Source organism: Pseudomonas songnenensis (assembly GCF_003696315.1).
In the GTDB taxonomy this organism is placed as follows: Bacteria; Pseudomonadota; Gammaproteobacteria; order Pseudomonadales; family Pseudomonadaceae; genus Stutzerimonas; species Stutzerimonas songnenensis.
Genome location: NZ_RFFN01000005.1, coordinates 67,193 through 90,224, shown reverse-complemented (window position 1 = coordinate 90,224; position 23,032 = coordinate 67,193). Strand labels below are relative to the sequence as shown.

Below are 23,032 nucleotides of genomic sequence, written 5' to 3'. Positions count from 1 at the left end.
CACCGACATGCACAACCTGACACTTGCCGAAATCGCCCGCAACCTTGCCGAGAAGCGCTTCTCCGCCGAAGAGCTGACGCGCACCCTGCTGGCGCGCATCGAACAGCTCGATCCGCAGTTGAACAGTTTCATCAGCGTCACCGAGGAACTCGCCATCGCCCAGGCCAAGGCCGCTGACGCCCGTCGCGCCGCCGGTGAAAGCGGTGCGTTGCTCGGTGCACCGATCGGTCACAAGGATCTGTTCTGCACCCAGGGCATCCGTACCAGCTGCGGCTCGAAGATTCTCGACAACTTCAAGGCCCCCTACGATGCCACGGTAGTCGAAAGGCTCGCGGCGGCCGGTACGGTCACCCTCGGCAAGCTGAACATGGACGAATTCGCCATGGGCTCGGCCAACGAGTCGAGCTATTACGGCCCGGTGAAGAACCCCTGGGACCTGTCCCGCGTACCCGGCGGTTCCTCCGGTGGTTCCGCGGCGGCCATCGCGGCGCGTCTGCTGCCCGCAGCCACCGGCACCGACACTGGCGGTTCGATCCGCCAGCCGGCCGCGCTGACCAACCTCACCGGCCTCAAGCCCACCTATGGACGCGTCTCGCGCTGGGGCATGGTGGCCTACGCCTCGAGCCTCGACCAGGGCGGCCCGATGGCGCGCACAGCCGAAGACTGCGCGCTGCTGCTCTCGGCAATGGCCGGCTTCGATGCCAAGGACTCCACCAGCGTCGACCAGCCGCTGGACGACTACCTCGCCGCGCTGAGCCAGCCGCTCGCCGGCCTGCGCATCGGTCTGCCCAAGGAGTACTTCGGCGCCGGGCTCGATCCGAAGATCGCTGACGCCGTCATGGCGTCCGTCGAAGAGTTGAAGAAGCTCGGCGCCACGGTGAAGGACATCAGCCTGCCGAACATGCAGCATGCGATTCCTTCCTATTATGTGATCGCGCCGGCCGAGGCCTCTTCCAACCTCTCGCGTTTCGATGGAGTGCGCTTCGGCTATCGCTGCGAGAACCCGGTCGACCTCACCGATCTCTACAAGCGCTCGCGGGCCGAAGGCTTCGGCGACGAGGTCAAGCGACGCATCATGGTCGGCACCTATGCGCTGTCGGCCGGCTACTACGATGCCTACTACCTCAAGGCGCAGAAGATCCGCCGCCTGATCAAGCAGGACTTCGTCGCGGCCTTCGAGCAGGTCGACGTGATCCTCGGCCCGACCACGCCGAACCTCGCCTGGAAACTGGGCGAGAAGAACGCCGATCCGGTGTCCGCCTACCTGGAAGACATCTACACCATCACCGCCAACCTGGCGGGCATTCCGGGTCTGTCGATGCCGGCCGGCTTCATCGATGGCCTGCCGGTGGGCGTGCAACTGCTGGCGCCGTACTTCCAGGAAGCGCGCCTGCTCAATGTGGCGCACCAGTATCAACAAGTCACCGATTGGCACATGCGCGCCCCGGCCGGATTCTGAGGAGATTGAAGATGCAATGGGAAACCGTGATCGGGCTGGAGATTCACGCACAGCTCGCGACCCAGTCGAAGATCTTTTCCGGCAGCGCCACCACCTTCGGCGCCGAGCCCAACACCCAGGCCAGCCTGGTCGACCTCGGCATGCCCGGCACCCTGCCGGTGCTCAACGCCGAAGCCGTGCGCATGGCCTGCAAGTTCGGCCTGGCGATCGACGCCGAGATCGCGCCGAAGAACGTCTTCGCGCGCAAGAACTACTTCTACCCTGACCTGCCCAAGGGCTACCAGACCAGCCAGATGGATCATCCCATCGTCGGCAAGGGTCATCTGGACATTACCCTGGAAGACGGCAGCACCCGCCGCATCGGCATCACCCGCGCGCACCTGGAAGAGGACGCCGGCAAGAGCCTGCACGAAGACTTCCACGGCATGAGCGGCATCGACCTCAACCGCGCCGGCACCCCGCTGCTGGAGATCGTCTCCGAGCCGGACATCCGTTCGGCCAAGGAAGCAGTCGCCTATGTGAAGGCGATCCACGCGCTGGTGCGCTACCTCGGCATCTGCGACGGCAACATGGCCGAAGGCTCGTTGCGCTGCGACTGCAACGTCTCGGTGCGGCCGAAAGGCCAGGCTGAGTTCGGCACCCGCGCCGAGATCAAGAACGTCAACTCCTTCCGCTTTATCGAAAAGGCGATCAACCACGAGGTGCAGCGGCAGATCGAGCTGATCGAGGACGGCGGCAAGGTGATTCAGGAAACCCGCCTGTACGACCCGAACAAGGACGAGACGCGCTCCATGCGCAGCAAGGAAGAAGCCAACGACTACCGCTACTTCCCCTGCCCTGACCTGCTGCCGGTGGTGATCGAGCAGAGCTTCCTCGACGAAGTGCGCGCCAGCCTGCCGGAACTGCCGGTGCAGAAGCGCGAACGCTTCGAGCGCGAGTTCGGCCTGTCGGCCTATGACGCCACGGTGCTGGCCGCCAGTCGCGAGATGGCCGACTACTTCGAACAGGTCAACGTTACCTGCGGCGATGCCAAACTGGCAGCCAACTGGGTGATGGGCGAGCTGTCCAGCCTGCTCAACAAGGAAGGCCTGGAGATCGAGCAGTCGCCGGTATCCGCCGCGCAATTGGGTGGCATGATCCTGCGCATCAAGGACGACACCATCAGCGGCAAGATCGCCAAGATGGTTTTCGAGGCCATGGCCGCTGGCGAAGGCTCGGCCGACGAGATCATCGAGCAGAAAGGCCTCAAGCAGGTCACCGACTCCGGAGCCATCGAGGCCATGCTGGACGAAGTGCTGGCAGCGAATGCCGAGCAAGTCGAACAGTATCGCGCCAGCGACGAAGCCAAACGCGGCAAGATGTTCGGCTTCTTCGTCGGCCAGGCGATGAAGGCGTCCAAGGGCAAGGCCAACCCCGGCCAGGTGAACCAACTGCTGAAGAAAAAGCTCGAAGGCTAAGCTGAGCGATGGCCCTGCGCGGTTGCAGGCGACTGCAACCGCGCACATCGCCACTCCACTGCTCTCGGCACTGCCAGAACTGCGCAACCTCTGCCGCGGGCCATCGCCGACTCAGCGATCGACCCAACGGAAGGATTGTTCATGCGCCTGACACGCCTCACTGCCCTGCTGCTTCTGGCCCTGATCGTCAGCGGCTGCGCTGATCGCCAAGCGACGCAACCAACCAAGACACCTCCTGCCACTCAGGATCGTTTCAGCCAGAGCGGCAAGGCTTCCTATTACGCGCGAATGCATCATGGCCAACGAACCGCCAATGGCGAGCTGCATGATCAGAACGCGCTGGTAGCGGCACATCGCAGCCTTCCGTTCGGCACCAAAGTGCGCGTCACCAACGAGCAGAACGGCAAGCAAGTGGTGGTGCGCATCAATGACCGCGGGCCATTCCGCCGCGGCCGAATCATCGACCTTTCACGCGCCGCCGCGATGCAACTGGACATGCTGAAAAGCGGCGTGGCCCGCGTACGTATCGAAACCCTCCCATGACTGAAAAAACTCAGAATCCGACACCCGCCGCTGGCGCTGAACGCGCTGTTAAAGGAGCGCATGTATGTCGCTGGTGACCTTCGCCTATCTGCTCGGCGGGCTGGTGCTGCTGGTAGTGGGCGCCGAAGCCCTGGTGCGCGGCGCAGCGAAACTGGCCAGTCGCTTCGGCATTCCACCGCTTGTCATCGGCCTGACTGTGGTCGCCTTTGGCACCAGCGCTCCCGAAACCGCCGTCAGCGTGCAGGCTTCGCTGAGCGGAAGCGGGGATATAGCGGTAGGCAACGTGATAGGCAGCAACATCGCCAATATCCTGTTGATTCTCGGTCTTTCCGCATTGATCGCCCCCCTGGTGGTGTCCCGGCAACTGATCCGCCTGGACGTCCCGGTGATGATCGGTGCCGGCCTGCTCTGCTATGGCTTGGCCTGGAATGGCAGCATCAGCCGCCTGGATGGCACGCTGCTGCTCATCGCCCTGATCGGCTACACCGTGTTCCTGGTCGTCGCCAGCAAGCGAGAGAAGCCGGCCAAAGACGCCGACGAGTTCGCTGCGGAATTCGGCCCCGCCGAAGCCGAGAAACCATACGCCTGGGTGCTTCAGCTGATTTTGATCCTGCTGGGGCTGGGCCTGCTGGTCGGCGGCTCTAACCTGCTGATCGAAGGGGCCGTGGGCCTGGCTCGCGCGCTGGGCCTATCCGAACTCGTTATCGGACTGACAGTCGTAGCGGTCGGCACCTCGATGCCTGAGCTGGCAACCTCCGTGCTGGCGGTTATCAAGGGTGAACGCGACATTGCCGTCGGCAATGTGGTGGGCAGCTGCATCTTCAACCTGCTGCTGGTGCTCGGAGCCGGCGCCGCGGTGGCCGCAGATGGCCTATCCATCTCCCCCAATGCGCAGTCGTTCGACTTTCCGGTGATGCTGGCGGTATTCGTTGCCTGTCTGCCGATCTTCTTTTCCGGTTACTGCATTCAACGCTGGGAAGGCCTGCTGTTCTTCGCTTATTACGTCGCGTACACCCTCTACCTGGTGATGTTCGCCACGGGGCTTGGCGCCATCGAATTGCTACGCGATGCGATGCTCTGGTTCGCCTTCCCCTTGACGGCTGTCACGCTTTTGGTGATCTTCCTGCGCGCCTGGCAACGCCAGCGCTGACCCCCCCCCTATTTCAGATCTTTTTTGCGGAGCGCCACAATCGTGACCCTGATGACTTTCGTCTACCTCATTGCCGGCCTGGTGCTGCTCGTTGCCGGTGCAGAGGTGCTGGTGCGTGGCGCAGCCAAGCTGGCCGCCCAGTTCGGCATTTCGCCACTGGTCATCGGTCTTACCGTGGTCGCCTTCGGCACCAGCGCCCCGGAGACGGCCGTCAGCGTGCAGGCTGCCCTCAACGGCAGTGGCGACATTGCGATTGGTAACGTCGTGGGGAGCAACATCGCCAACGTGCTGCTCATTCTCGGCATGACAGCTCTGGTCGCACCGCTGGTGGTATCCCGGCAACTGATTCGCCTCGACGTGCCAATCATGATCGGCGCCAGCCTGGTGACCTTCGGTCTGGCCTGGGATGGCGAGCTCAGCCGAATCGATGGTGCGCTGCTGTTTACCGCGGTGGTCGTCTACACCCTGTTCCTGATCATCAGCAGCCGCCGCGAAAAGGCCGCAGAAGTCGATGATGAGTTTGCCAAGGAATTCGGCCTGGACGAGCCGGCCAAGCCCTACGCCGGACTGATCAATGCCGGCCTGGTGATCGCCGGCTTGGTATTGCTGGTGGTGGGTTCCAACTTTCTCGTCGAGGGCGCCGTCGCCCTGGCCCGGGCGCTCGGCCTGTCGGAGCTGGTCATTGGTCTGACCGTGATCGCCATCGGCACCTCGCTACCCGAACTGGCGACCTCGATCATGGCTGCCTTCCGTGGCGAGCGTGATATCGCCGTGGGCAACATTGTCGGCAGCAACATCTTCAATCTGCTCTGCGTACTTGGCCTCGCGTCACTGGTGTCGCCGCAGCCAATCGGCGTGTCTTCCAATGCGCTGGCGTTCGACTTCCCGGTGATGATCGCGGTAGCGGTGGCCTGTCTGCCGATCTTCTTCGCCGGCTACTGCATCAAGCGCTGGGAAGGCGCGCTGTTTCTCGCCTATTACGTGGCCTATACGCTGTATCTCGTGTTGACCAGCACCGGCCGGCCCTTCGCCGATACGTTCGGCGATGCCATGCTCGGTTATGCACTGCCCTTGACCGCTATCACGCTGCTGGTCATCGCCGGTCGCGCCTGGAAGACCCAGCGGGGATAAGGAGCCGAACCACCGGGCGGGCCTGCCGAGCCCGCCCGACTCAGCCTTCGCGAACCTGCGGCCGCGGCAGCTCGAGCACCTGTGCGCTCTCCTCCGCGTCACCCATACGGCTGAGGGTGCCGTCGACCACCGCGCCGTTTTCCATGCTCAGTTGGCGATAACGAATGTTGCCGCGGACCCGCGCATTGGAGTGCAGTTCGAGCAGATGCTCGACCACCAGGTCGCCGACGATGGTCCCGTCGATCAGCGCATCATAGCTACTGACATTTCCCTCGATCCGCCCCTCGGCACTGAGCGCCAACAGGCTGTGGGTGCCAGCCTTGTGACTGACATTGCCGCGCACTTCTCCGCTGACCTTCAGTCCCTCTTCGAACGTCACATCACCGACCAATGCCAGATTCCCGGAGATCAGGCTGGAAAACTGGTCAATGGTGACGCGGGATTCGGACTTCTTCTTGAACATCGTCTACTCCAGAAAATTAACGGGCTTTCTTCTGCTGACGGAAGAATGCCAGGTCGGTCTGCAGGCGCTCGACCTGCGCTGATAGCGTGGCGATACGCCTGAGCAGCTGCTCTTCGGTGGCATGAGTTTCCTGGCGCTGCAGCCGGCCCTGCTCCAACTCGGCCTTCAATGCCTGAGTCTCCAGACCCAGTGCCTCGATCCGCTGCGCGTGCTGCGTTTGTTCCTGGCTGCGCAGATAGAGCAATGCGCCGATCACGCACAGCAGGCCGACAATGATCCAGCGCCCGGTCCGCACGCTGCGAGCCGCGTGTGGGCGGTGTTCGGCGCGCAGCAGTTCGCGGGTGGTCGGGCGTTTAGTCCTCAGCCAGGCCATCGCTGACACGCTCCAGATCGCCGAGGGCCAGGAAGCGCTGCGGGTCGACGAAACGGCCCTTGTGCAGCACTTCGAAATGCAGGTGCGGGCCGGTCGAACGCCCGGTAGAGCCTACTGCGCCGATACGCTGCGCCGGGGTAACCAGGTCGCCTTGACGCACATCCAGTCGCGACAGATGCGCGTAGCGGGTAACCAGACGATTGCCGTGGTCGATCTCCACCAGCTTGCCGTAGGCACCGCGGTAACCCGCGAAACGGACCCGACCGCCAGCCGCAGCAATGACGTCGGAGCCGGATTTCAAGGCGAAATCGACTCCCGAATGAAATGCCAGGGTCTTGCGGAAGGGGTCGATACGATTGCCGAAGGCAGAGCCAAGACGAGCCTCGCCCACCGGGCGTTTCGAAGGGATGGCCATGAGCGCCGCGTTACGTTCGGCGACTCGCTGCATCAGGCCATCGAGCATCACGCGCATGCAGCGCGCGGAGGTTTCGCTGCGCTGCAGATCGGCAAGGGTGGCGCGTTCGTTGTCGGCCGACAGCTCGCCAGAGCAACCACGCGGCGGCAGCAGCGCGCCGCCCTGGCCCATGCTCCCGACACGTGCGGGGCGATCCGGCACCAGCACCGGCAACAGTGTCGGGTCCAGAGCAGACAACTGGCCGTGCAGCACCTGCTGTTGATCCATCATCTGCTGCAGGGCGATCAGATCGGACTCGAGCGACTTCAACCGCCCTACCACCTCGCCCACGCGGGCGATGGCGAAGCGGCCTTCGCCCTCCGACACATCGTCCAGATGCGCAACTTCGACCTGCCCGTGCCGATCACCAGCGACCCAGACACCGCCGGCGAAGCTTGCCAGACTCACTGTCAGCATGATCGCCAAGGCCGGCAGCGCCAGCCGGCGCAGGTTCACCACACGGATGTCATCACGCGTCAGTGATCGGTTCGTAGGTGTGAAAAAAGCCATGAATGATTCCCTAGAACATAGAGCGGCCGCCTCGCCAGGCAAGCCGTTGAACGTCCCGGGCAATTTGACGGAAACGCGCTTTTTTTTCTGAGGCCTGATGACCGATTACGACCATCGCGCCGTGATTCTTAAACCGAAACACCGCATTGGCGACGAACGGCGCAGAAACCCTTCGATAGGCAGACTAGATCCAGCCCAGCCAGCCCAGCAGGAACAGCCCCGCGTTGATGCTCAACGCCGCCATCAGCGTCGTGATGACGATGATCGTCGCAGCAAGCTGGTGATTGGAATTCACGGCCCGCGCCATGACGAAGCTCGCCGCCGCGGTCGGGCTGGCGAAATAGAGAAACAGAATGCCCAGCTCCGCGCCCCGAAAGCCAAAGGCCCAGGCGCCCAGCGTCGCAAGCGCCGGCAACCAGACCATCTTCATCAGACTCGAACTGAGCGCGCTGCCGCTGCTTTTGCGCAATGCATCCAGAGAAAGCGTGGCGCCGATGCAGATCAGCGCCAGCGGCAAGGTCATCTGTGCAAAGTACTGCCCCGACGTCATCAGCCAACCAGGCAAAGCGACTTGCCAATAAGCAAACGGCACGGCCGCCACTACACCGATGATCAGCGGGTTGCGCAGAATGCTGAGCAGAATGTCCTTCGGGCCGACGCGTCCGTCCGGGCTATAGATGGCCAATACCACCGCCGAGAGGCTGTTGTAGACGAGGATCACCACACCGGCGAGCACGCCGCCGAGCGAAAGGCCGTAATCACCATAGAGACTGCTGGCTAGCGCCAGACCGACAATCCCGTTGTTACCGCGAAACGCCCCCTGAACGTACACCCCGCGATCAGGAGCCGGGCAGCGCCAAAGGGCCCAGACCCAGGCCAGGACAAAGGTGCCTATCGTCGCGAGCACGAAATAAAGGAGCAGTGCGGGCTGCAGGGCCGCACTCAGATCGGCCTTGATGATCGAGATAAACAGCAGAGTCGGCATGGTGCCCTTGAACACCAGCGACGAGGCAGTGTGGACGAACGCCGAGTCGATCCAGCGCAAGCGCATGAGCGCGACGCCAAGAAACAGCATGGCAAACACCGGAGCAGTGACGCTCAGGGTCTGCAGAACGAGGGGAAGCATGGAAAAAGCCTGCAACTACGAGAGGTGCAAGCATAAAGCATGAGCTACGCGAGGGCTCAACGGCCGTGTCGCTGGCCACGTCCGGCCCCCGCGAAATTGCCGTTTCGAATCAGCGTCGAACCGGACGCTTCTGCAATTTGCGCTGCAACGTTCGCCGGTGCATGCCCAGCGCGCGAGCCGTAGCGGAAATGTTGCCATCATGCTCGCTGAGCACCCGCTGGATATGCTCCCACTGCAGGCGGTCGACGGACATGGGGTTTTCCGGTACCAGGCTGTCGAGGTCGGCATGCTGAGACAGCAATGCCGCCAGCACGTCATCGGCGTCGGCCGGCTTGCACAGGTAATTGCACGCGCCGCGCTTGATGGCTTCCACCGCCGTGGCGATGCTGGAGTAGCCGGTCAGGATCAGCACCCGCATCTCCGGGTCCAGCTCAAGCAGCTTGGGTAGCAGTACCAGCCCCGAATCGCCCTCCATCTTCAGGTCAAGCACTGCATAGTCGGGAATATCCTGCTTGGCCAGGGCCAGGCCCTCTTCGGCCGAACCGGCGATGCTGACCTGCAGTCCACGACGGCTCATGGCGCGAGCCATCACCCGGGTGAACGTCGGATCGTCATCCACCAACAGCAGGTGAGGTTGTTCTTCGCCCTCTTGCTGCAACTCGTCGGTCATCTGTGCATTTCCTCGCATTGGTCACGATCAGGGTCAGGCGCGTACCGAGCCATGCGGCAGGCGCAGTTCGGTCAGTGTGCCACCTTCTTCGTGATTGTAGAGCTTCACGGTGCCGCCAGCGCGGGTAACGCTGGCCTGGCTGAGAAACAGACCAAGGCCGAAACCCTTGCCCTTGGTCGTGATGAATGGTCTGCCGATCTGCTCGGCGATGGCCAGCGGCACGCCGGCGCCATGGTCGCGAATGGTCAGCCGGATCCATTGCGCGTCCCAGTCCAGGCGAATCTCGAGATCTTCCGGGCTGGCATCGGTGGCGTTGTTCAGCAGATTGAGCAGCGACTGGCTGAGGTCCGCCGGCGGCATCAGTTTCGGCGCGCTGCCGAGGCCCACGCAGTGGAAGCGATAGGTGGCCTCGGGACGCATCAGGTGCCAGCGCTGCAACACCGATTCGACCCACTCGCGCGCCGTCTGCTCGACCACGGCCTGCCGCCGATCCGCCTCGGCGGCACGCACCAGCTGGCGCAGGCTCTCCTTGCAGAGCTGGACCTGCGACTGCAGCAGGCCGAGATCCTCGTTCAGCTGCGGGTCGTTGTACTCCTGGCGCAACTCCTTGAGCAGCACGCTCATGGTCGCCAGCGGCGTGCCCAGCTCATGGGCGGCGCCGGCGGCCTGGGTCGCCACGGCCAGCAGCTGCTGGTCACGCATGCTCTCCTCTCGGCGTTGGGCCTGCTGCTGCTCCTGACGGCGCAGCTGCTCAGCCATGCGCGCGACGAAGAAGGTGATCAGCGCCGCCGCCAGGGCGAAGCTCAGCCACATGCCGTAGACCTGCAGGGTGGCGCGCTCGAACGGCGGCAGGGTGAGCGGGTCGTACCAGACCAGCATCAGCGTGTAGCCCAGCAGCGCCAGCCCTGAAAGCACGATGGAATACAGCCAGGGCAATGTCGCCGCGGCGATGGTCAGCGGAACCAGGTAATAGGAAACGAAGGGGTTGGTCGAGCCGCCCGAGTAGTACAGCAGGGCGCTGTGGACCAGCAGATCGCAGCCCAGATGCACCGCATACTCGAGCTCGGTGACCGGCCATGGCCCGCGCAAGCGCAGTGCCGTTCCCAGGCAAAGCACAGCGGACACTGCCAGGGTGATACCCAGCGCCAGCCAGGGCAGCGTCAGCAGCTGGGTTGCGTAGGCGACACCGACGGCGCCGGACTGTGCGGCCAGCACCACGATGCGAATTAGGGTCAGAAGCCGAAGGTTCTGCCGGCTGGCGGACAGCAGCGGGACGGATGCGTACATGGAGTCTCCAACAATTCGGCGGAGTATAACCAAGCCGTTCGCAAGCCAGCCCGAAATGCGGCAACTCGACGCACGGACTGCTGCACACATTCGCTGGCGGAGTTAGAGTCTTGAGCTACCGCACCGTCCCGGTGCCCATGCCAAGGACTTGTTATGCACCCATCCCTCCTCCGCCGCGCAGCCTTCGTCGCCGTGCTCGCGAGCGTCACCAGCCTGCCCGCCCTGGCCGAAGAGGCCCGCTACAACCAGGTCGCCCTGCGCGCCGAAGTCAGCAGCGAAGTGGCCCATGACCGCATGCACGTCACGCTCTACAGCGAGGCCCAGCACAGCGACCCCGCCGAGCTCGCGGCGCAGACGACTCGCGCGTTGAACCAGGCGCTGCAGACCGCTCGCCAGAACAAGGACGTGATCGTCAGCCAGGGCAGCCGCAACAGCTATCCGGTCTACGACGACAAGGGTCAGCAGATCACCGGCTGGCGAGAGCGTGCCGAGCTGCGCCTGGAAAGCGGCGATTTCGCCAGTCTGTCGAAACTGACTGCCGAACTGATGAAGAGCCTGAAGATGGGCGGCATGTATTTCAGCGTCTCCGACCCGATCCGCAAGCAGAACGAGGATGCTCTGCTCAAGGATGCCGTAGCCGCGTTCCAGGCCCGCGCCCAGCTGGCGACCGAAGCCCTCGGCGGCAGCGGCTACAAGCTGGTGAGCCTCAACCTCAACGGCGGAGGATTCCAACCGGTCATGCGTAGCAGCGCGATGAAGATGGACATGATGGAATCAGCACCGGTACCGGAGATCGAGGCAGGCACTCGCCAGGTCACGATCAACGCCGACGGCGTCATCGAAGTTCAGATGCGGTGACCAAAACGGACCATCTGGTCTACGTTTAAATATCTGGTTACAAATCGCCAGCCTGCGCCACACAAGGGCTGGCAGCCATTTGCACGACACAAATGAGAATCCAGTGCAGTAAATCGTAAATTCTCGTTTACGAATGATTATCATGCGGGCGCCAACGAGACGGCTACAAGGAGCCCGCATGTCTATCCCCTTCGCACGTACCGCCCTGTCCTGCGCCATGATCGGCTGCAGCTGGACGGCCCTCGCCCAGAACGCGCCTGTCACGCTCAACGACACGGTCGTCAGCGCCTCCGGCTTCGAACAGAAGATCACCGAAGCGCCGGCCAGCATCAGCGTCATCAGCCGTGAAGAACTGCAGCAGAAGCGCTACAACAACCTGGCGCAGGCTCTGGGTGACGTGGAAGGTATCGACATCGGCCAGGGCACGGGCAAGACCGGTGGATTGAATATCAGCATCCGCGGCATGCCAAGCCAGTACACCCTGATCCTGATCGACGGGCGCCGCCAGAACGCGGCAGGTAACGTCACGCCCAACGGCTTCAACGAAACGTCCACCAGCTTCATGCCGCCACTGTCTGCCATCGAACGCATCGAAGTCATCCGCGGCCCGATGTCGACGCTTTATGGTTCTGACGCCATGGGCGGCGTGATCAACATCATTACCCGCAAGGTGGCCAAGGAGTGGACAGGATCGCTGACGCAGGATTACACCTACCAGGAAGACCGCGACTTCGGTGATACCCGCAACACCAGCATCTACGCCAGCGGCCCACTGATTGACGGCCTACTCGGCCTGCAAGTGCGCGGCAGTCTGTTTAATCGTGAAGAATCCGAACTGAGCTATGGCAACGGCATTGACGTAAGCAAGCGCGGCCCATCGCCGGTTGATGGGCGCAACAGCAATGTCGGTGCACGCCTCTCGCTCACTCCACATGAAAACCATGATTTTGGACTGGATGTGGAGCGTGGCCGTCAAAAGTACAACAACGATGAGTGCCAGCTTGGCAGCCTCGACGGGCTAGACCGCAACTGCGATGTAGTGGCTAACAATGCTCACGGATATGCCGACGAGCTGCGCTTCGAGCGCGAGCAAATCGCTCTGACCCATACTGCGCGCCTGGGCTTCGGCACACTCGACTCCAGCCTGATGCACAACACCACCGAGACCATAGGCCGCACGATTCCCGGTGACGTGATCGGCAATGATTCCGGCATTCCCGGCTCCCTGATCGGCGACGATCGAGACTTGGAAACTACCAACCTAGTACTCGACACCAAGCTAGTCGCTCCCATTGGTGAATCCCATATCGCCACGATTGGCGGTCAATGGTGGAAAGCCGAGATGAGCGACGGCATCGCTCTGGACGATTTTGAACAGAAAACCTGGGCACTGTTTGCAGAAGACGAGTGGCGCCTGCGTGACGACCTGGCACTCACGCTGGGCGCACGCTACGACGATCATGAAGCGTTTGGCGGCCACGTTAGTCCACGTGCCTACCTGGTCTGGAGCACGACCGAGAACTGGACCATGAAAGGCGGCATCAGCCGTGGATACCGCACGCCAGACTTGAACGACCTTCACGTCGGCATCAATGGTGTAACTGGGCAGGGCACGATCATTACGGTCGGCAACCCGGACCTGGAACCAGAAACCACCACCAGCACCGAGTTTGGTATCTATTTCGACAATCTTTCCGGTTTCAACGCCAACGCAACGCTGTTCCACAACAAGTTCAAAGACAAGATCGCCAGCACTGACGGCGTTCAGGTTACCGGTCGTCCTGGCGTCCCTGACGGTACCTATTCCCAGCAGGTCAATGTCGATGAAGCCGTAACTCAGGGTCTCGAACTGGCGGGCAGCTGGCAGTTCGCTCCAGCCTGGACCTTGAGCGCGAACTATACCTTCACCGACAGCGAGCAGAAGAGCGGTAAGGATAAAGGCGAGCCTCTGACCAATACACCCGAGCATCTAGCCAACGTTAAACTGAACTGGCAGACCACTGATCGGTTTAACCTCTGGGTAAAGAGTGAGTACCGTGGAGAACGAACTCGCTTTACGTCCAGCTACGCCAACCTTGCTAATAGCGACGGAAGCCCGTCCACCAACCAGTCGATATACGACACGCTGGGCAAGAACACCAAGGCCTACACTCTCTTCCACTTGGGCGGCTCATTCCGGGCTTCTGAGAACGTGACCTTCAACGCCGCTATCTACAATCTCCTAGACAAGGACTTTGTTGATGGTAAGGCATATACCTTGTATTCATCCCCGCGCTACAACGATGATGGCACGCTCCGCACTCCCGGCGGCGCCCCAACCGGTACCGCCTACGGCACCGACTTCTCCCACTCGACAGCAGGCACTACCGGCGTGATGGATGAAGGCCGTCGCCTCTGGCTCTCCGCTAATCTCACCTTCTGATCCAGCGATGCACGATGACAAGGCCGGAGTCCTGCTCCGGCCTTGCCGCATCTGCAGCACACCCAGAAAGACGCGAATGCATGCTGTTTGTTAATCATTAGCATTCAAGTCGAAAGACTTTTAGAATCCACCTCTCCCGCATACGAAGGTTCACCATGCACTTCTGGCTCGGCACGTTGCGCCAATGGCACTGGATCAGCTCCGCGCTGTGCCTGGTTGGCATGCTGCTCTTCTCAGTCACGGGCATCACCCTCAACCACGCCGGCCAGATCGAAAGCAAACCGCAGGTGCAAAGCCGCGCTGCACAGCTTCCCGACTCGCTGCTCGCCAAACTGCAAACCGAAACGCCCGAGTCGGGTCTGCCCGTCGAACTGCGCGCTTGGCTGGAGCAGACACTGGACATTCGCCTGGCCGGGCGTGAGGCCGAATGGAGCGATGGCGAACTCTATGTCGCCCTGCCGCGCCCCGGCGGCGATGCCTGGCTGAGCCTGAGTAGCGAAACCGGCGAACTGGAATACGAGTCGACCGACCGCGGCTGGATCGCCTACTTCAACGACCTGCACAAGGGCCGCCACACCGGTGAGACCTGGAGCTGGTTCATCGACTTCTTCGCCGTTGCCTGTGTGGTGTTCAGCCTCACCGGCCTGCTGCTCCTGCAACGTCACGCCGGCAACCGGCCCAGCACCTGGCCCCTGGTAGGCCTGGGGCTGGTGATACCGCTGCTGCTGGCGCTGCTCTTCATTCATTAAGGACTGCCCATGCGTAAACGCCTGTTGTTGCCCCTCGCCCTGCTCAGCGCCCCGCTGCACGCGGCGGACCTGCAGCTGGACGTGGAAATCCCGCGTCTGGATGTCGCCGAGTACCACCGCCCCTATGTCGCCATCTGGCTCGAGCGGCCGGACCAGAGCCATGTCGCCAATCTGGCGGTGTGGTACGACACCAAGCTCAAGGACAAGGAGGGCGAGAAGTGGCTCAAGGACCTGCGCCAGTGGTGGAGACGCAGTGGCCGCAGCCTGGAAATGCCGGTCGACGGTGTCAGCGGTGCCACCCGTGCCGTGGGCAGTCACAGGTTGCAGTTCTCCGACCGGCAGGCGCCACTCAAGACGCTGGAAGCGGGCGAGTACCGCGTCGTGGTCGAAGCCGCCCGTGAAGTCGGCGGTCGCGAACTGCTGCGCGTTCCGTTCAGCTGGCCACCCAAGCAGAGCGCCGAGCACCAAGCCCAGGGTCAGAGCGAACTGGGCGCAATCACCCTCAAGCTGACCCCATGAACAGGACCCACGCCATGAAACCCGTCATCAAATGGACCACCCTGGCGCTCGCCGTCTGCCTGCCGTTGTCGGCCCAGGCCCACCGCGCCTGGATGCTGCCCTCGGCCACCGTACTCTCCGGCGAAGAGCCGTGGATCACCGTCGACGCTGCCGTTTCCAACGATCTGTTCTACTTCGAACACGTACCGATGCGCCTCAAGGGCATCGGCGAGGCAGCCCAGGCGCCGGCAGGCGGCCCGCCGGGCATGCGCCGGCCGGTTCCCGAACTGCAGATCATTGCGCCGGATGGCTCGAACGTCTCCGCGCAGAACGGCAGCATCGGCCGCTACCGCAGCACCTTCGATGTACAGCTGAGCCAGAAAGGTACCTACAAGCTGGGCGTGGCCAACAATGGCCTGTTCGCCAGCTGGAAGGAAAACGGTCAGCCGCGCCGCTGGATGGGCACCGCGGAAAGCTTCGCCAAGGACGTCCCGGCGAAGGCCGAAGGGCTCAAGGTCAGCCAGACCAGCAACCGCATGGAAGTGTTCGTCACCTCCGGCGCGCCATCCACCGAAGTGCTCGCACCGACCGGCCAGGGCCTGGAGCTCAAGCCCGTCACCCACCCCAACGACCTGTTCGCCGGCGAAGCGGCAGACTTCGTCTTCCTGCTCGACGGCAAGCCGGCCGCCGATGTCGAGATCAGCGTGATTCCCGGTGGCAACCGCTACCGCGACGAGCTCGGTGAGATAAAGGCGAAAACCGACAAGGACGGCAAGGTGAGCATTACCTGGCCAGAAGCGGGCATGTACTGGATGGAAGCCGAGCTGACCACCGACAAGGGCGTCAGCAAGCCGGCCACCGAGCGCCGCGCCAGCTACAGCGCAACCCTGGAAGTGCTGGCGCCCTGACGCGCCGACCAGGTCCGAGCCGTCGTAACGGCTCGGGCCAGCCTTTTCCCCCTCATCGATGAGCCTTCCGTTGCACTCATCCCTCTTAGCGCTTCTGCGCGCCTGGCCGCTGTACAGCTGTATCGCCGTCTCGTCCTGCCTGCTCTGGTGGCAACCGGCGCGGGAGCTCAGCGCGGCAGTGGTGATCACGCTCTATCTCGCGCTTTCGCTACGCTGCTGGCGTGGACGGTTGCGCCCGCGCGCGGCCGTCGATGGCCCGGCACAGCTGGTGATCGCCTACGCCAGCCAGGGCGGCCAGGCACAGGGCTTCGCCGAACGCAGCGCAGCGCAGCTGCGCGACGCGGGCCAGCAGACGTTGCTGCTGCCGCTCAATGCGCTGGACCCGAACCACTGGCCGGCCCCGCGCGCCCTGTTCGTCGTCAGCACCTACGGCGAAGGCGAGGCGCCGGACAATGCGGCCCGCTTCGAGCAGCGGCTCGCCGCCGATGGCGTTCATGCGCGATCGCTGGAATATGCCGTACTGGCCTTCGGTGATCGCCAGTACCGGGACTTCTGCGCCTTCGGCCGCCGCCTCGATGAGCGTCTGCGCCAGCTCGGGGGCTTGCCGCTGTTCGACCGGCTGGAAGCCGATCGCGGCGATCCTGGCGTGCTGCGTCACTGGCAACATCAACTGGCCCACCTGAGCGGCGACAGCAATTTCAGCGACTGGCTGCCGGCACCCTATCAACCCTGGCGCCTGACCGGCCGGCACTGCCTCAACCCTGGCAGTTCAGGGGCGCCGGTACAGCTGCTGACCCTTGCACCGCCGAGCGAGCAGGCATTCTGGCGTGCAGGCGATATCGTCGAGGTCGGCCCGCGCCACGCGCTCGCGCGCATCGAAGCCTTGTTGCACGATGTGGGCCTCGATCCTCATGAATTGTTCGACGGCCAAAGTCTGGCCGCACAGCTGTCCAGAAGGCATCTGCCCACCACGGGCGACCTGCACGGCCTCGACGCCGAGGCGCTGCTGGGCTTGCCGCCGTTGCCACACCGCGAATATTCCATCGCCTCGATACCGGCGGACGGCGCCGTGCAGCTGGTGGTACGCGAAGCCTTCCAGGCCGATGGCACTCCCGGACTCGGTTCCGGCTGGTTATGCCGCTACGCGGCCATTGGCGAAGAGATCGATCTGCGCATCCGCAGCAATCCCGCATTCCACGGCCCGGACGCCGCCACACCACTCATCCTGATCGGCAACGGCACGGGCATTGCCGGACTGCGTGCGCACCTGCGCGAACGTGCCGCACATCCAGGCTCGCGCAACTGGCTGCTGTTCGGCGAGCGCAACGCGACCCACGACTTTCTCTTCCATGAAGAACTGGCACTGTGGCGTGAAAGCGGCCATCTGCAGCGGCTGGACCTGGCGTTCTCTCGCGACCAGCCGGAGAAGCGCTACGTGCAGCACGTCCTGCGGGATGCGGCCGACGAACTACGCTGCTGGGTGGGCCAGGGCGCGGCGATCTATGTCTGCGGCAGCCTCGAGGGCATGGGCCAGGAGGTGCAGCAGATCCTGCTGGGGCTGCTCGGCCAGGCGCGGCTGGAGCAGTTGAGCGAACAGGGACGCTATCGCCGCGACCTGTACTGACGCCTGGTTACGACAAAGGCCGCTTCGAAGAGCGGCCTTTGTTCTTTCACGCCTGCGGATCAGAAGTGGAAATTGGTGCTCAGCAACGCGGTCCGACCGGCTGCGACATGAGCATAGTGGCTGCCGTAGACCTGATCGAAATAGCGCTTGTCGGTCAGGTTCTGCACGTTCAGCTGCAAGTCCAGGTTCTTGTTCACGCGGTAGGCCGCCATGGCGTCGTAGCGCCAGTACTCAGGCACCTCGATGTTATTGGCCGCATCGCCGAAGCGGGAGTCGACATAGGTGGCGCCGCCACCGATGGTCAGGTCCTGGGTGAGGTTGTAGGTGTTCCAGAAGCTGAAGCTGTGCTTCGGCGTGCTGGGCACCTCGTTGCCGTCATACAGGCCCTCGACGTAGATCGGGCTGGTCCGCGTGCCGATATTGGCGGCACCGGACTTGACCAGTTCGGCGTCCAGGTAGGTGTAGCTGGCGAACACCTGCCAGTTGCGGGTGAGTTGACCGGTGGCGCCCAGTTCCAGGCCATCGACCCGGGTTTCACCGATGCTTTCCTGGAAACCGCTGGCGTTGGTCACCCGCGCGTTGGTCTTCTCGGTGCGGAACAGCGCGGCGGTCAGACCCAGGCGCGCGTCAAGAAAGTCCCACTTGGTGCCGATCTCGTAGTTACGGTTGCGCTCCGGATCGAGGACCTGGTTGGCCGCGCTGAGCGCATCGGAACCTTCGCCACCGGTCTCGCCGGACGGGTTGCTGGAGGTCGACCAGGCCGCGTAGAGGCTGCCATTGGGTAGCGGATTGAAGACCAGGCCCAACTGGTAGTTCCAGAAGTGGCTCTTGTTTTCAGGACGGGTGATCACACCATCGGTGGCGACGGCTTTCTGCGCAGTTTCATAGTCGTCGTAACGCAGGCCCATGTTCAACGACCACTGATCATTGAATTTCAGCGTATCGAAAATATAGGCCGCCAGCGTTTCGGTGTCGGTATCGGTCGTCGCCGTGCTGCGCGCAATGCTGCCGCTCCAGGCATCCTTGGGGCTCGGGTTGTACAGGCTGGTGCAGTCACCGGATGCCAGGTGCGCCGGCGTACAGGTGTTGCCGCTGGTACCCGGAGTCACTATGTAGGGTCGGTTGTGCACCCCCACATCGCTGATCTCGACGCCCGTTACCAGGGTGTGCTCGATGCTGCCGGTATCGAACCGTGCGGTCAGGTCGGTCTGGTTGACCCAGCTCTGGGTGTTGGAGTTGCGGCTCTTGGCAGAGCGCGAAACCAGGCCGTTGGCCACGTTGCCGCGCGAGTCGTCCGGGTTGGTGACGATGTAGTCCAGGGTGGTGCGGGCGATACGTGTGGTGTTGGAAACGGTCAGACTCTCGTTCAGGTCGTGCTCCAAACGGAGCGTGCCGGCATCCGTCGTGCTCTCGCGGAAGTCGCGGTTGTCCAGGCCGTAGAAGTTGTCCCGATCGACCTTGACGGGCTCGCGGCGCGGATTGCTCGGCGTGGCCACTGTAAGCGGAATGCCGTAATCCGGCATGTCGTCGGTTTCCAGGTGGTAGTACGACAGCGTCGCCCGGGTCGGCGTATCGAAGCCGAAGGTGATGATCGGCGCCACGCCCCAGCGACTGACGTCAACGCCATCGCGGCCGGCGACGTTGGCCTCGTGCTTCATCAGGTTCAGGCGACCGGCGACGTTGTCGCCGAGCACGCGGTTGACGTCCAGCGTGTAGCGGCGCGTCTGGTCCGAGCCGAGGGTAACGCTGGCGTCGCCGAAGTCGCGCTGCTTGGCGGTCTTGCTGATCAGATTGAGGCTGCCGCCGGTAGAGCCCGCGCCGGTGTAGGCCGAGCCCGGCCCTTTGCTCACTTCGATGCTTTCGACGTTGAAGATCTCGCGGGTCTGCGAGCCCACGTCACGCAGGCCGTCGATGAAGGTATCGCTCTCGGCGTTGAAGCCGCGAATGATCGGCCGGTCACCCGCCGGGTTGCCGCCTTCGCCCGCACCGAAGGTGATGCCGGAGGTGGTACGCAACGCGTCGACCAGCGTGAGCGAGCCGGTATCGCGGATCACCTGATCGGTGATCACGGTGACCGACTTGGGCGTCTCGCGCAGCGGCGCGGTGTACTTCTTCGAAGCGGAGGTGTCGGCTTTGTAACTCTGCTCCTGCTCGCCGATCACGGTCACTTCATCCAGCGCAACCGGGGCTTCGCGACGGGGCGATGCAGCATCGGGGGCGGCCTGAGCGATGGACGGGATGGAGAAAGCGGTAAGGGCAACACCGATAGCCGAAGCCAACACGCGAGGTGGCTGGGCCAGTTCTAGAGACTGACGCGACATGGAATGCGAATCCTTGGAAGTTAATGCAACTGCGAATTGCTATTATTAGCGGATAGCATTCTGATACATTCTGTCGCATTCTGAAACATCTAAATGCAAACTAATATCATTCGTCATTTCCTACTGCCGGTGCCTCATGCTGCTACGCATTGCCAACGTGTTTTCCCGCGAAGAATCCGCCCGTGTCCGCACCGCGCTGGAACAGGCTGCCTGGCAGGACGGCCGGGTAACGGCTGGCTACCAGTCGGCCAAGGCGAAACACAACCTGCAGCTGGCCGAAGACGATCCGCTCGCTCGCGAGATCGCCGAAGCCATGCTGCAGCGTCTCTGGCAACATCCGCAGTTCATGTCCGCCGCACTGCCGAGCAAGGTCTTTCCGCCGCTGTTCAACTGCTACACCGGCGGCGGTGAGTTCGGCTATCACATCGACAACGCGGTGCGGCAAGTGCGCAACAGCGCCGAACGCGTCCGTACCGACCTGTCCGCCACGCTGTTCTTCAGCGACCCCGACGAGTACGACGGCGGCGAGCTGGTCATCCAGGACACCTACGGCACCCAGCGGGTGAAATTCGCCGCCGGCGACATGGTGCTTTATCCCAGCACCAGCCTGCACAAGGTCGAGCCGGTGACCCGCGGCGCACGGCTGGCCTCGTTCTTCTGGATTCAGAGCCTGGTGCGCGAGGACGCTCAGCGCACGCTGCTTTACGAGATGGATCAGGCCATTCAGCAGCTGACCGCCGATGTGCCGGACCACCCATCCCTGGTGCAACTGACGGGCACCTATCACAACCTGCTGCGCCGCTGGGTCGAGGTCTGATGCAGCACTTTCTGCGCCGCGAGGAAACGCTCGACACGACCCAGCTGAACGATCTCGCCGAACAGCCGCAGCGCGCCGCGCGACTGGTGCTGGCAGCTGCCGCGACCGGTGAAATCGAAGCCCAGGCGCTGCTCGGGCAGATCCTCCTGGAGGGCCGCGGCATCCAGTCCGATCCGGGGCTGGCCCTGATCTGGTTCGACATCGCCGCCGGCCGCGGACATGCCATGGCCTGCAACATGGCCGGGCGTTGCCACGAGCTTGGCTGGGGCTGCGCGGCCAATCCCGCACGCGCCGCCGAGTTTTACCACCGTGCGGCAGAAAAGGGGCTGGACTGGGGCATTTACAACCTGGCCAATCTGCTCGCCACCGGTCGCGGCCTTCCACAGGATGAAGCCGCGGCCTATCGCCTTTACCGCCAGGCCGCCGAGCTGGGTCACGCCAAGTCGATGAACCTCACCGGCCGCTGCCTCGAAGACGGCTGCGGCGTGGCTCGGGATGTATCGGCAGCGCACGCCTGGTATCGACGTTCCGCCGAGGCCGGCGACTTTCGCGGCCAGTTCAGCCATGCCGCCGTGCTGCTCGCCGAGCAGCAATGGGACGCCGCCCGGCATTGGCTGGAGCGCGCGCTGGAGGTTGGCCACCTGAAGTTCGTCGAGACCGCGCTGGCCAGCCTGCAGGCCGCCGAGCTGCCACCGATCGCCGATATCGTCGTGGCCTACGCGCGGCGACGCGACGAGCTACGCGCTCGATTGCGGTGAGCGAAGCGCAGAAACGAAAACGCCCCGCAATGCGGGGCGCTCGTGCAGCGATTATGGCTTAGATGTAGTAAGCCTTCAGCGGCGGGAAGCCGTTGAATTCCACCGCGCTGTAGCTGGTGGTGTAGGCACCGGTGGACAGCCAGTACAGGCGATCACCGATGGCCAGGTTCAGCGGCAGGCCGTACTTGTAGTTCTCGTACATGATGTCCGCGCTGTCGCAGGTCGGACCGGCGATCACCACTTCCTCCACCTCACCCTTCTTCTCGGTGTAGATCGGGAACTTGATGGACTCGTCCATGGTTTCGATCAGACCGCTGAACTTGCCCACATCGACGTACACCCAGCGCTCGACGGCGGTACGCGACTTGCGTGCCACCAGCACCACTTCGCTGACCAGGATGCCGGCGTTGGCGATCAGCGAGCGGCCCGGCTCCAGGATGATTTCCGGCAGGTCGTCGCCGAAGTCTTCCTTGAGGAAGCGGATGATCTCCTCGGCGTAGGTTTCCAGGCTGTTGGTGCGGGTGATGTAGTTGGCCGGGAAGCCGCCACCCATGTTGATCATCTTCAGCTCGATGCCGTCTTCTTCCTTCAGGCGCTCGAAGATCACCTTGACCTTGGCGATGGCGGCGTCCCAGACGGAAATGTCGCGCTGCTGCGAGCCGACGTGGAAGGAAATGCCGTACGGTTCCAGGCCCAGCTGGCGGGCCAGGATCAGCAGGTCCATGGCCATGTCGGTCTGGCAGCCGAACTTGCGCGACAGCGGCCAGTCGGCCGTGGTCGAGCCTTCGGTAAGGATGCGTACATACACCTTCGAGCCCGGCGCGGCCTTGGCGATATTGCGCAGGTCGGCTTCGGAGTCGGTGGCGAACATGCGCACGCCCTTCTCGAAGAAGTAGCGGATATCCCGGGACTTCTTGATGGTGTTGCCGTAGCTGATGCGCTCAGGACCGACGCCGCGGGACATGACCTTGTCCAGCTCGTAGATCGAGGCGATGTCGAAGCTCGAACCCTTGTCACGCAGCAGGTCGATGATTTCCACCGCCGGGTTGGCCTTGACGGCGTAGTACACCTTGGCGAATTCGAAACCGGCACGCAGGTCGTCGTAGGCCTTGCTGATGGTTTCGGTGTCGATCACCACGAAGGGGGTTTCGTGCTGGTCGGCGAAGGCCTTCATCTTCTGGAAGGTGGCGCGGGGGTAATAGTCTTCGATCTTGACCGTCATGCGTGGGACTCCAAAAAACGGGAAACAAAAGTCGGATGAGGGATGGAGGGCATCAGCCCTGACAAGAACGCCTGATCAGTTTCCCCACTTTGGTTCGCCTACTTCCCAAGGCATGTCGCCGAGTATCACGGTGGATCTCTCGTCGTCAGTACTTGAGCCGGATGGATCGTTGCCAGCATGGACGTTCGGGCGCGAACTTTAGGACCAAGGGGGGCATAGATCAATCAAAAAA

At 63.1% G+C, this 23,032-nt stretch carries 21 protein-coding genes; 13 read left to right on the top strand and 8 right to left on the bottom strand.

Going from position 1 to position 23,032, the window contains the following annotated elements; translation table 11 throughout:
• Positions 1-7: 7 nt before the first annotated feature.
• The 5 genes from gatA (at position 8) to EA798_RS14375 (ending at position 5,740) form a co-directional block, all read left to right on the top strand.
• The gene (gatA, locus tag EA798_RS14395; protein WP_122099506.1) at positions 8-1,459 is read left to right on the top strand and encodes an Asp-tRNA(Asn)/Glu-tRNA(Gln) amidotransferase subunit GatA; all 1,452 of its coding nucleotides are present in this window, start codon (positions 8-10) and stop codon (positions 1,457-1,459) included.
• Positions 1,460-1,470: 11 nt separating this feature from the next.
• Positions 1,471-2,916 (top strand): Asp-tRNA(Asn)/Glu-tRNA(Gln) amidotransferase subunit GatB, encoded by a 1,446-nt coding sequence (gatB, locus tag EA798_RS14390; RefSeq protein WP_122099393.1) that lies wholly within the window; start codon positions 1,471-1,473, stop codon positions 2,914-2,916.
• 141 nt (positions 2,917-3,057) lie between these two features.
• Positions 3,058-3,459, top strand: coding sequence for a septal ring lytic transglycosylase RlpA family protein (locus EA798_RS14385; RefSeq protein ID WP_106155744.1), 402 nt, complete (start codon positions 3,058-3,060; stop codon positions 3,457-3,459).
• A 64-nt stretch (positions 3,460-3,523) separates the two neighbouring features.
• On the top strand, positions 3,524-4,609 hold the full coding sequence (locus EA798_RS14380; RefSeq protein WP_122099392.1) for a calcium/sodium antiporter: 1,086 nt from the start codon (positions 3,524-3,526) through the stop codon (positions 4,607-4,609).
• 42 nt (positions 4,610-4,651) lie between these two features.
• Positions 4,652-5,740 (top strand): calcium/sodium antiporter, encoded by a 1,089-nt coding sequence (locus EA798_RS14375; protein WP_106155746.1) that lies wholly within the window; start codon positions 4,652-4,654, stop codon positions 5,738-5,740.
• Between the two features lie 40 nt (positions 5,741-5,780).
• Here EA798_RS14375 and EA798_RS14370 read toward each other — a convergent pair whose 3' ends face one another.
• The 6 genes from EA798_RS14370 to EA798_RS14345 all read right to left on the bottom strand — a co-directional run bounded on the left by EA798_RS14370 (position 5,781) and on the right by EA798_RS14345 (position 10,623).
• Complete coding sequence (locus tag EA798_RS14370) at positions 5,781-6,203, bottom strand: bactofilin family protein (RefSeq protein ID WP_122099391.1); 423 nt, start codon at positions 6,201-6,203, stop codon at positions 5,781-5,783.
• 16 nt (positions 6,204-6,219) lie between these two features.
• Positions 6,220-6,576, bottom strand: a complete 357-nt coding sequence (locus EA798_RS14365) for a hypothetical protein (RefSeq protein WP_106155748.1) — start codon at positions 6,574-6,576, stop codon at positions 6,220-6,222.
• Positions 6,557-7,540: a M23 family metallopeptidase gene (locus EA798_RS14360; RefSeq protein WP_122099390.1), complete on the bottom strand. Its 984-nt coding sequence runs from the start codon at positions 7,538-7,540 to the stop codon at positions 6,557-6,559. The genes EA798_RS14365 and EA798_RS14360 overlap by 20 nt, the downstream gene beginning before the upstream one ends.
• Positions 7,541-7,724: 184 nt before the next feature.
• The gene (locus tag EA798_RS14355) at positions 7,725-8,666 is read right to left on the bottom strand and encodes an AEC family transporter (protein WP_106155750.1); all 942 of its coding nucleotides are present in this window, start codon (positions 8,664-8,666) and stop codon (positions 7,725-7,727) included.
• 109 nt (positions 8,667-8,775) lie between these two features.
• The gene (locus EA798_RS14350) at positions 8,776-9,336 is read right to left on the bottom strand and encodes a response regulator transcription factor (RefSeq protein WP_014821408.1); all 561 of its coding nucleotides are present in this window, start codon (positions 9,334-9,336) and stop codon (positions 8,776-8,778) included.
• Between the two features lie 33 nt (positions 9,337-9,369).
• Entirely contained in the window at positions 9,370-10,623 is a 1,254-nt protein-coding gene (locus EA798_RS14345; protein ID WP_106155751.1) for an ATP-binding protein, read from the bottom strand.
• 153 nt (positions 10,624-10,776) lie between these two features.
• Here EA798_RS14345 and EA798_RS14340 point away from each other — a divergent pair, with 153 nt between their 5' ends.
• The 6 genes from EA798_RS14340 to EA798_RS14315 all read left to right on the top strand — a co-directional run bounded on the left by EA798_RS14340 (position 10,777) and on the right by EA798_RS14315 (position 17,682).
• Positions 10,777-11,481: an SIMPL domain-containing protein gene (locus EA798_RS14340; protein WP_122099389.1), complete on the top strand. Its 705-nt coding sequence runs from the start codon at positions 10,777-10,779 to the stop codon at positions 11,479-11,481.
• A 178-nt stretch (positions 11,482-11,659) separates the two neighbouring features.
• A complete protein-coding gene (locus EA798_RS14335) occupies positions 11,660-13,903 on the top strand; it encodes a TonB-dependent receptor domain-containing protein (protein ID WP_122099388.1) in 2,244 nt (747 codons plus the stop codon).
• Positions 13,904-14,058: 155 nt separating this feature from the next.
• Positions 14,059-14,652: a PepSY-associated TM helix domain-containing protein gene (locus EA798_RS14330; RefSeq protein WP_122099387.1), complete on the top strand. Its 594-nt coding sequence runs from the start codon at positions 14,059-14,061 to the stop codon at positions 14,650-14,652.
• Between the two features lie 9 nt (positions 14,653-14,661).
• Complete coding sequence (locus EA798_RS14325; RefSeq protein WP_013981899.1) at positions 14,662-15,171, top strand: DUF2271 domain-containing protein; 510 nt, start codon at positions 14,662-14,664, stop codon at positions 15,169-15,171.
• Between the two features lie 14 nt (positions 15,172-15,185).
• Positions 15,186-16,058: a DUF4198 domain-containing protein gene (locus EA798_RS14320; RefSeq protein ID WP_122099386.1), complete on the top strand. Its 873-nt coding sequence runs from the start codon at positions 15,186-15,188 to the stop codon at positions 16,056-16,058.
• A 70-nt stretch (positions 16,059-16,128) separates the two neighbouring features.
• Entirely contained in the window at positions 16,129-17,682 is a 1,554-nt protein-coding gene (locus EA798_RS14315) for a sulfite reductase subunit alpha (RefSeq protein WP_122099385.1), read from the top strand.
• A gap of 59 nt (positions 17,683-17,741) precedes the next feature.
• On the opposite strand, the gene EA798_RS14310 is transcribed toward EA798_RS14315, so the two are convergent.
• Positions 17,742-20,003, bottom strand: coding sequence for a TonB-dependent receptor (locus EA798_RS14310; RefSeq protein ID WP_122099384.1), 2,262 nt, complete (start codon positions 20,001-20,003; stop codon positions 17,742-17,744).
• Between the two features lie 136 nt (positions 20,004-20,139).
• On the opposite strand from EA798_RS14310, the gene EA798_RS14305 reads away from it, so the two are divergent.
• Both EA798_RS14305 and EA798_RS14300 read left to right on the top strand, forming a co-directional pair.
• Positions 20,140-20,820, top strand: a complete 681-nt coding sequence (locus EA798_RS14305) for a Fe2+-dependent dioxygenase (RefSeq protein WP_122099383.1) — start codon at positions 20,140-20,142, stop codon at positions 20,818-20,820.
• A complete protein-coding gene (locus EA798_RS14300) occupies positions 20,820-21,578 on the top strand; it encodes a tetratricopeptide repeat protein (protein WP_122099382.1) in 759 nt (252 codons plus the stop codon). The genes EA798_RS14305 and EA798_RS14300 overlap by 1 nt, the downstream gene beginning before the upstream one ends.
• 58 nt (positions 21,579-21,636) lie before the next feature.
• Here the strand turns inward: EA798_RS14300 and EA798_RS14295 are convergent, their stop codons facing one another.
• Positions 21,637-22,800, bottom strand: coding sequence for a type III PLP-dependent enzyme (locus EA798_RS14295; RefSeq protein ID WP_106155761.1), 1,164 nt, complete (start codon positions 22,798-22,800; stop codon positions 21,637-21,639).
• Between the last annotated feature and the right edge of the window lie 232 nt (positions 22,801-23,032).

Coding starts and splice junctions, on each gene's coding strand:
- EA798_RS14355 (WP_106155750.1), bottom strand. CDS start 8,666: ATGCTTCCCCTCGTTCTGCAGACCCTGAGCGTCACTGCTCCGGTGTTT.
- EA798_RS14365 (WP_106155748.1), bottom strand. CDS start 6,576: ATGGCCTGGCTGAGGACTAAACGCCCGACCACCCGCGAACTGCTGCGC.
- gatA (WP_122099506.1), top strand. CDS start 8: ATGCACAACCTGACACTTGCCGAAATCGCCCGCAACCTTGCCGAGAAG.
- EA798_RS14335 (WP_122099388.1), top strand. CDS start 11,660: ATGTCTATCCCCTTCGCACGTACCGCCCTGTCCTGCGCCATGATCGGC.
- EA798_RS14325 (WP_013981899.1), top strand. CDS start 14,662: ATGCGTAAACGCCTGTTGTTGCCCCTCGCCCTGCTCAGCGCCCCGCTG.
- EA798_RS14320 (WP_122099386.1), top strand. CDS start 15,186: ATGAAACCCGTCATCAAATGGACCACCCTGGCGCTCGCCGTCTGCCTG.
- EA798_RS14330 (WP_122099387.1), top strand. CDS start 14,059: ATGCACTTCTGGCTCGGCACGTTGCGCCAATGGCACTGGATCAGCTCC.
- EA798_RS14345 (WP_106155751.1), bottom strand. CDS start 10,623: ATGTACGCATCCGTCCCGCTGCTGTCCGCCAGCCGGCAGAACCTTCGG.
- EA798_RS14295 (WP_106155761.1), bottom strand. CDS start 22,800: ATGACGGTCAAGATCGAAGACTATTACCCCCGCGCCACCTTCCAGAAG.
- EA798_RS14360 (WP_122099390.1), bottom strand. CDS start 7,540: ATGGCTTTTTTCACACCTACGAACCGATCACTGACGCGTGATGACATC.
- EA798_RS14385 (WP_106155744.1), top strand. CDS start 3,058: ATGCGCCTGACACGCCTCACTGCCCTGCTGCTTCTGGCCCTGATCGTC.
- EA798_RS14305 (WP_122099383.1), top strand. CDS start 20,140: ATGCTGCTACGCATTGCCAACGTGTTTTCCCGCGAAGAATCCGCCCGT.
- EA798_RS14310 (WP_122099384.1), bottom strand. CDS start 20,003: ATGTCGCGTCAGTCTCTAGAACTGGCCCAGCCACCTCGCGTGTTGGCT.
- EA798_RS14370 (WP_122099391.1), bottom strand. CDS start 6,203: ATGTTCAAGAAGAAGTCCGAATCCCGCGTCACCATTGACCAGTTTTCC.
- EA798_RS14340 (WP_122099389.1), top strand. CDS start 10,777: ATGCACCCATCCCTCCTCCGCCGCGCAGCCTTCGTCGCCGTGCTCGCG.
- gatB (WP_122099393.1), top strand. CDS start 1,471: ATGCAATGGGAAACCGTGATCGGGCTGGAGATTCACGCACAGCTCGCG.
- EA798_RS14350 (WP_014821408.1), bottom strand. CDS start 9,336: ATGACCGACGAGTTGCAGCAAGAGGGCGAAGAACAACCTCACCTGCTG.
- EA798_RS14380 (WP_122099392.1), top strand. CDS start 3,524: ATGTCGCTGGTGACCTTCGCCTATCTGCTCGGCGGGCTGGTGCTGCTG.
- EA798_RS14300 (WP_122099382.1), top strand. CDS start 20,820: ATGCAGCACTTTCTGCGCCGCGAGGAAACGCTCGACACGACCCAGCTG.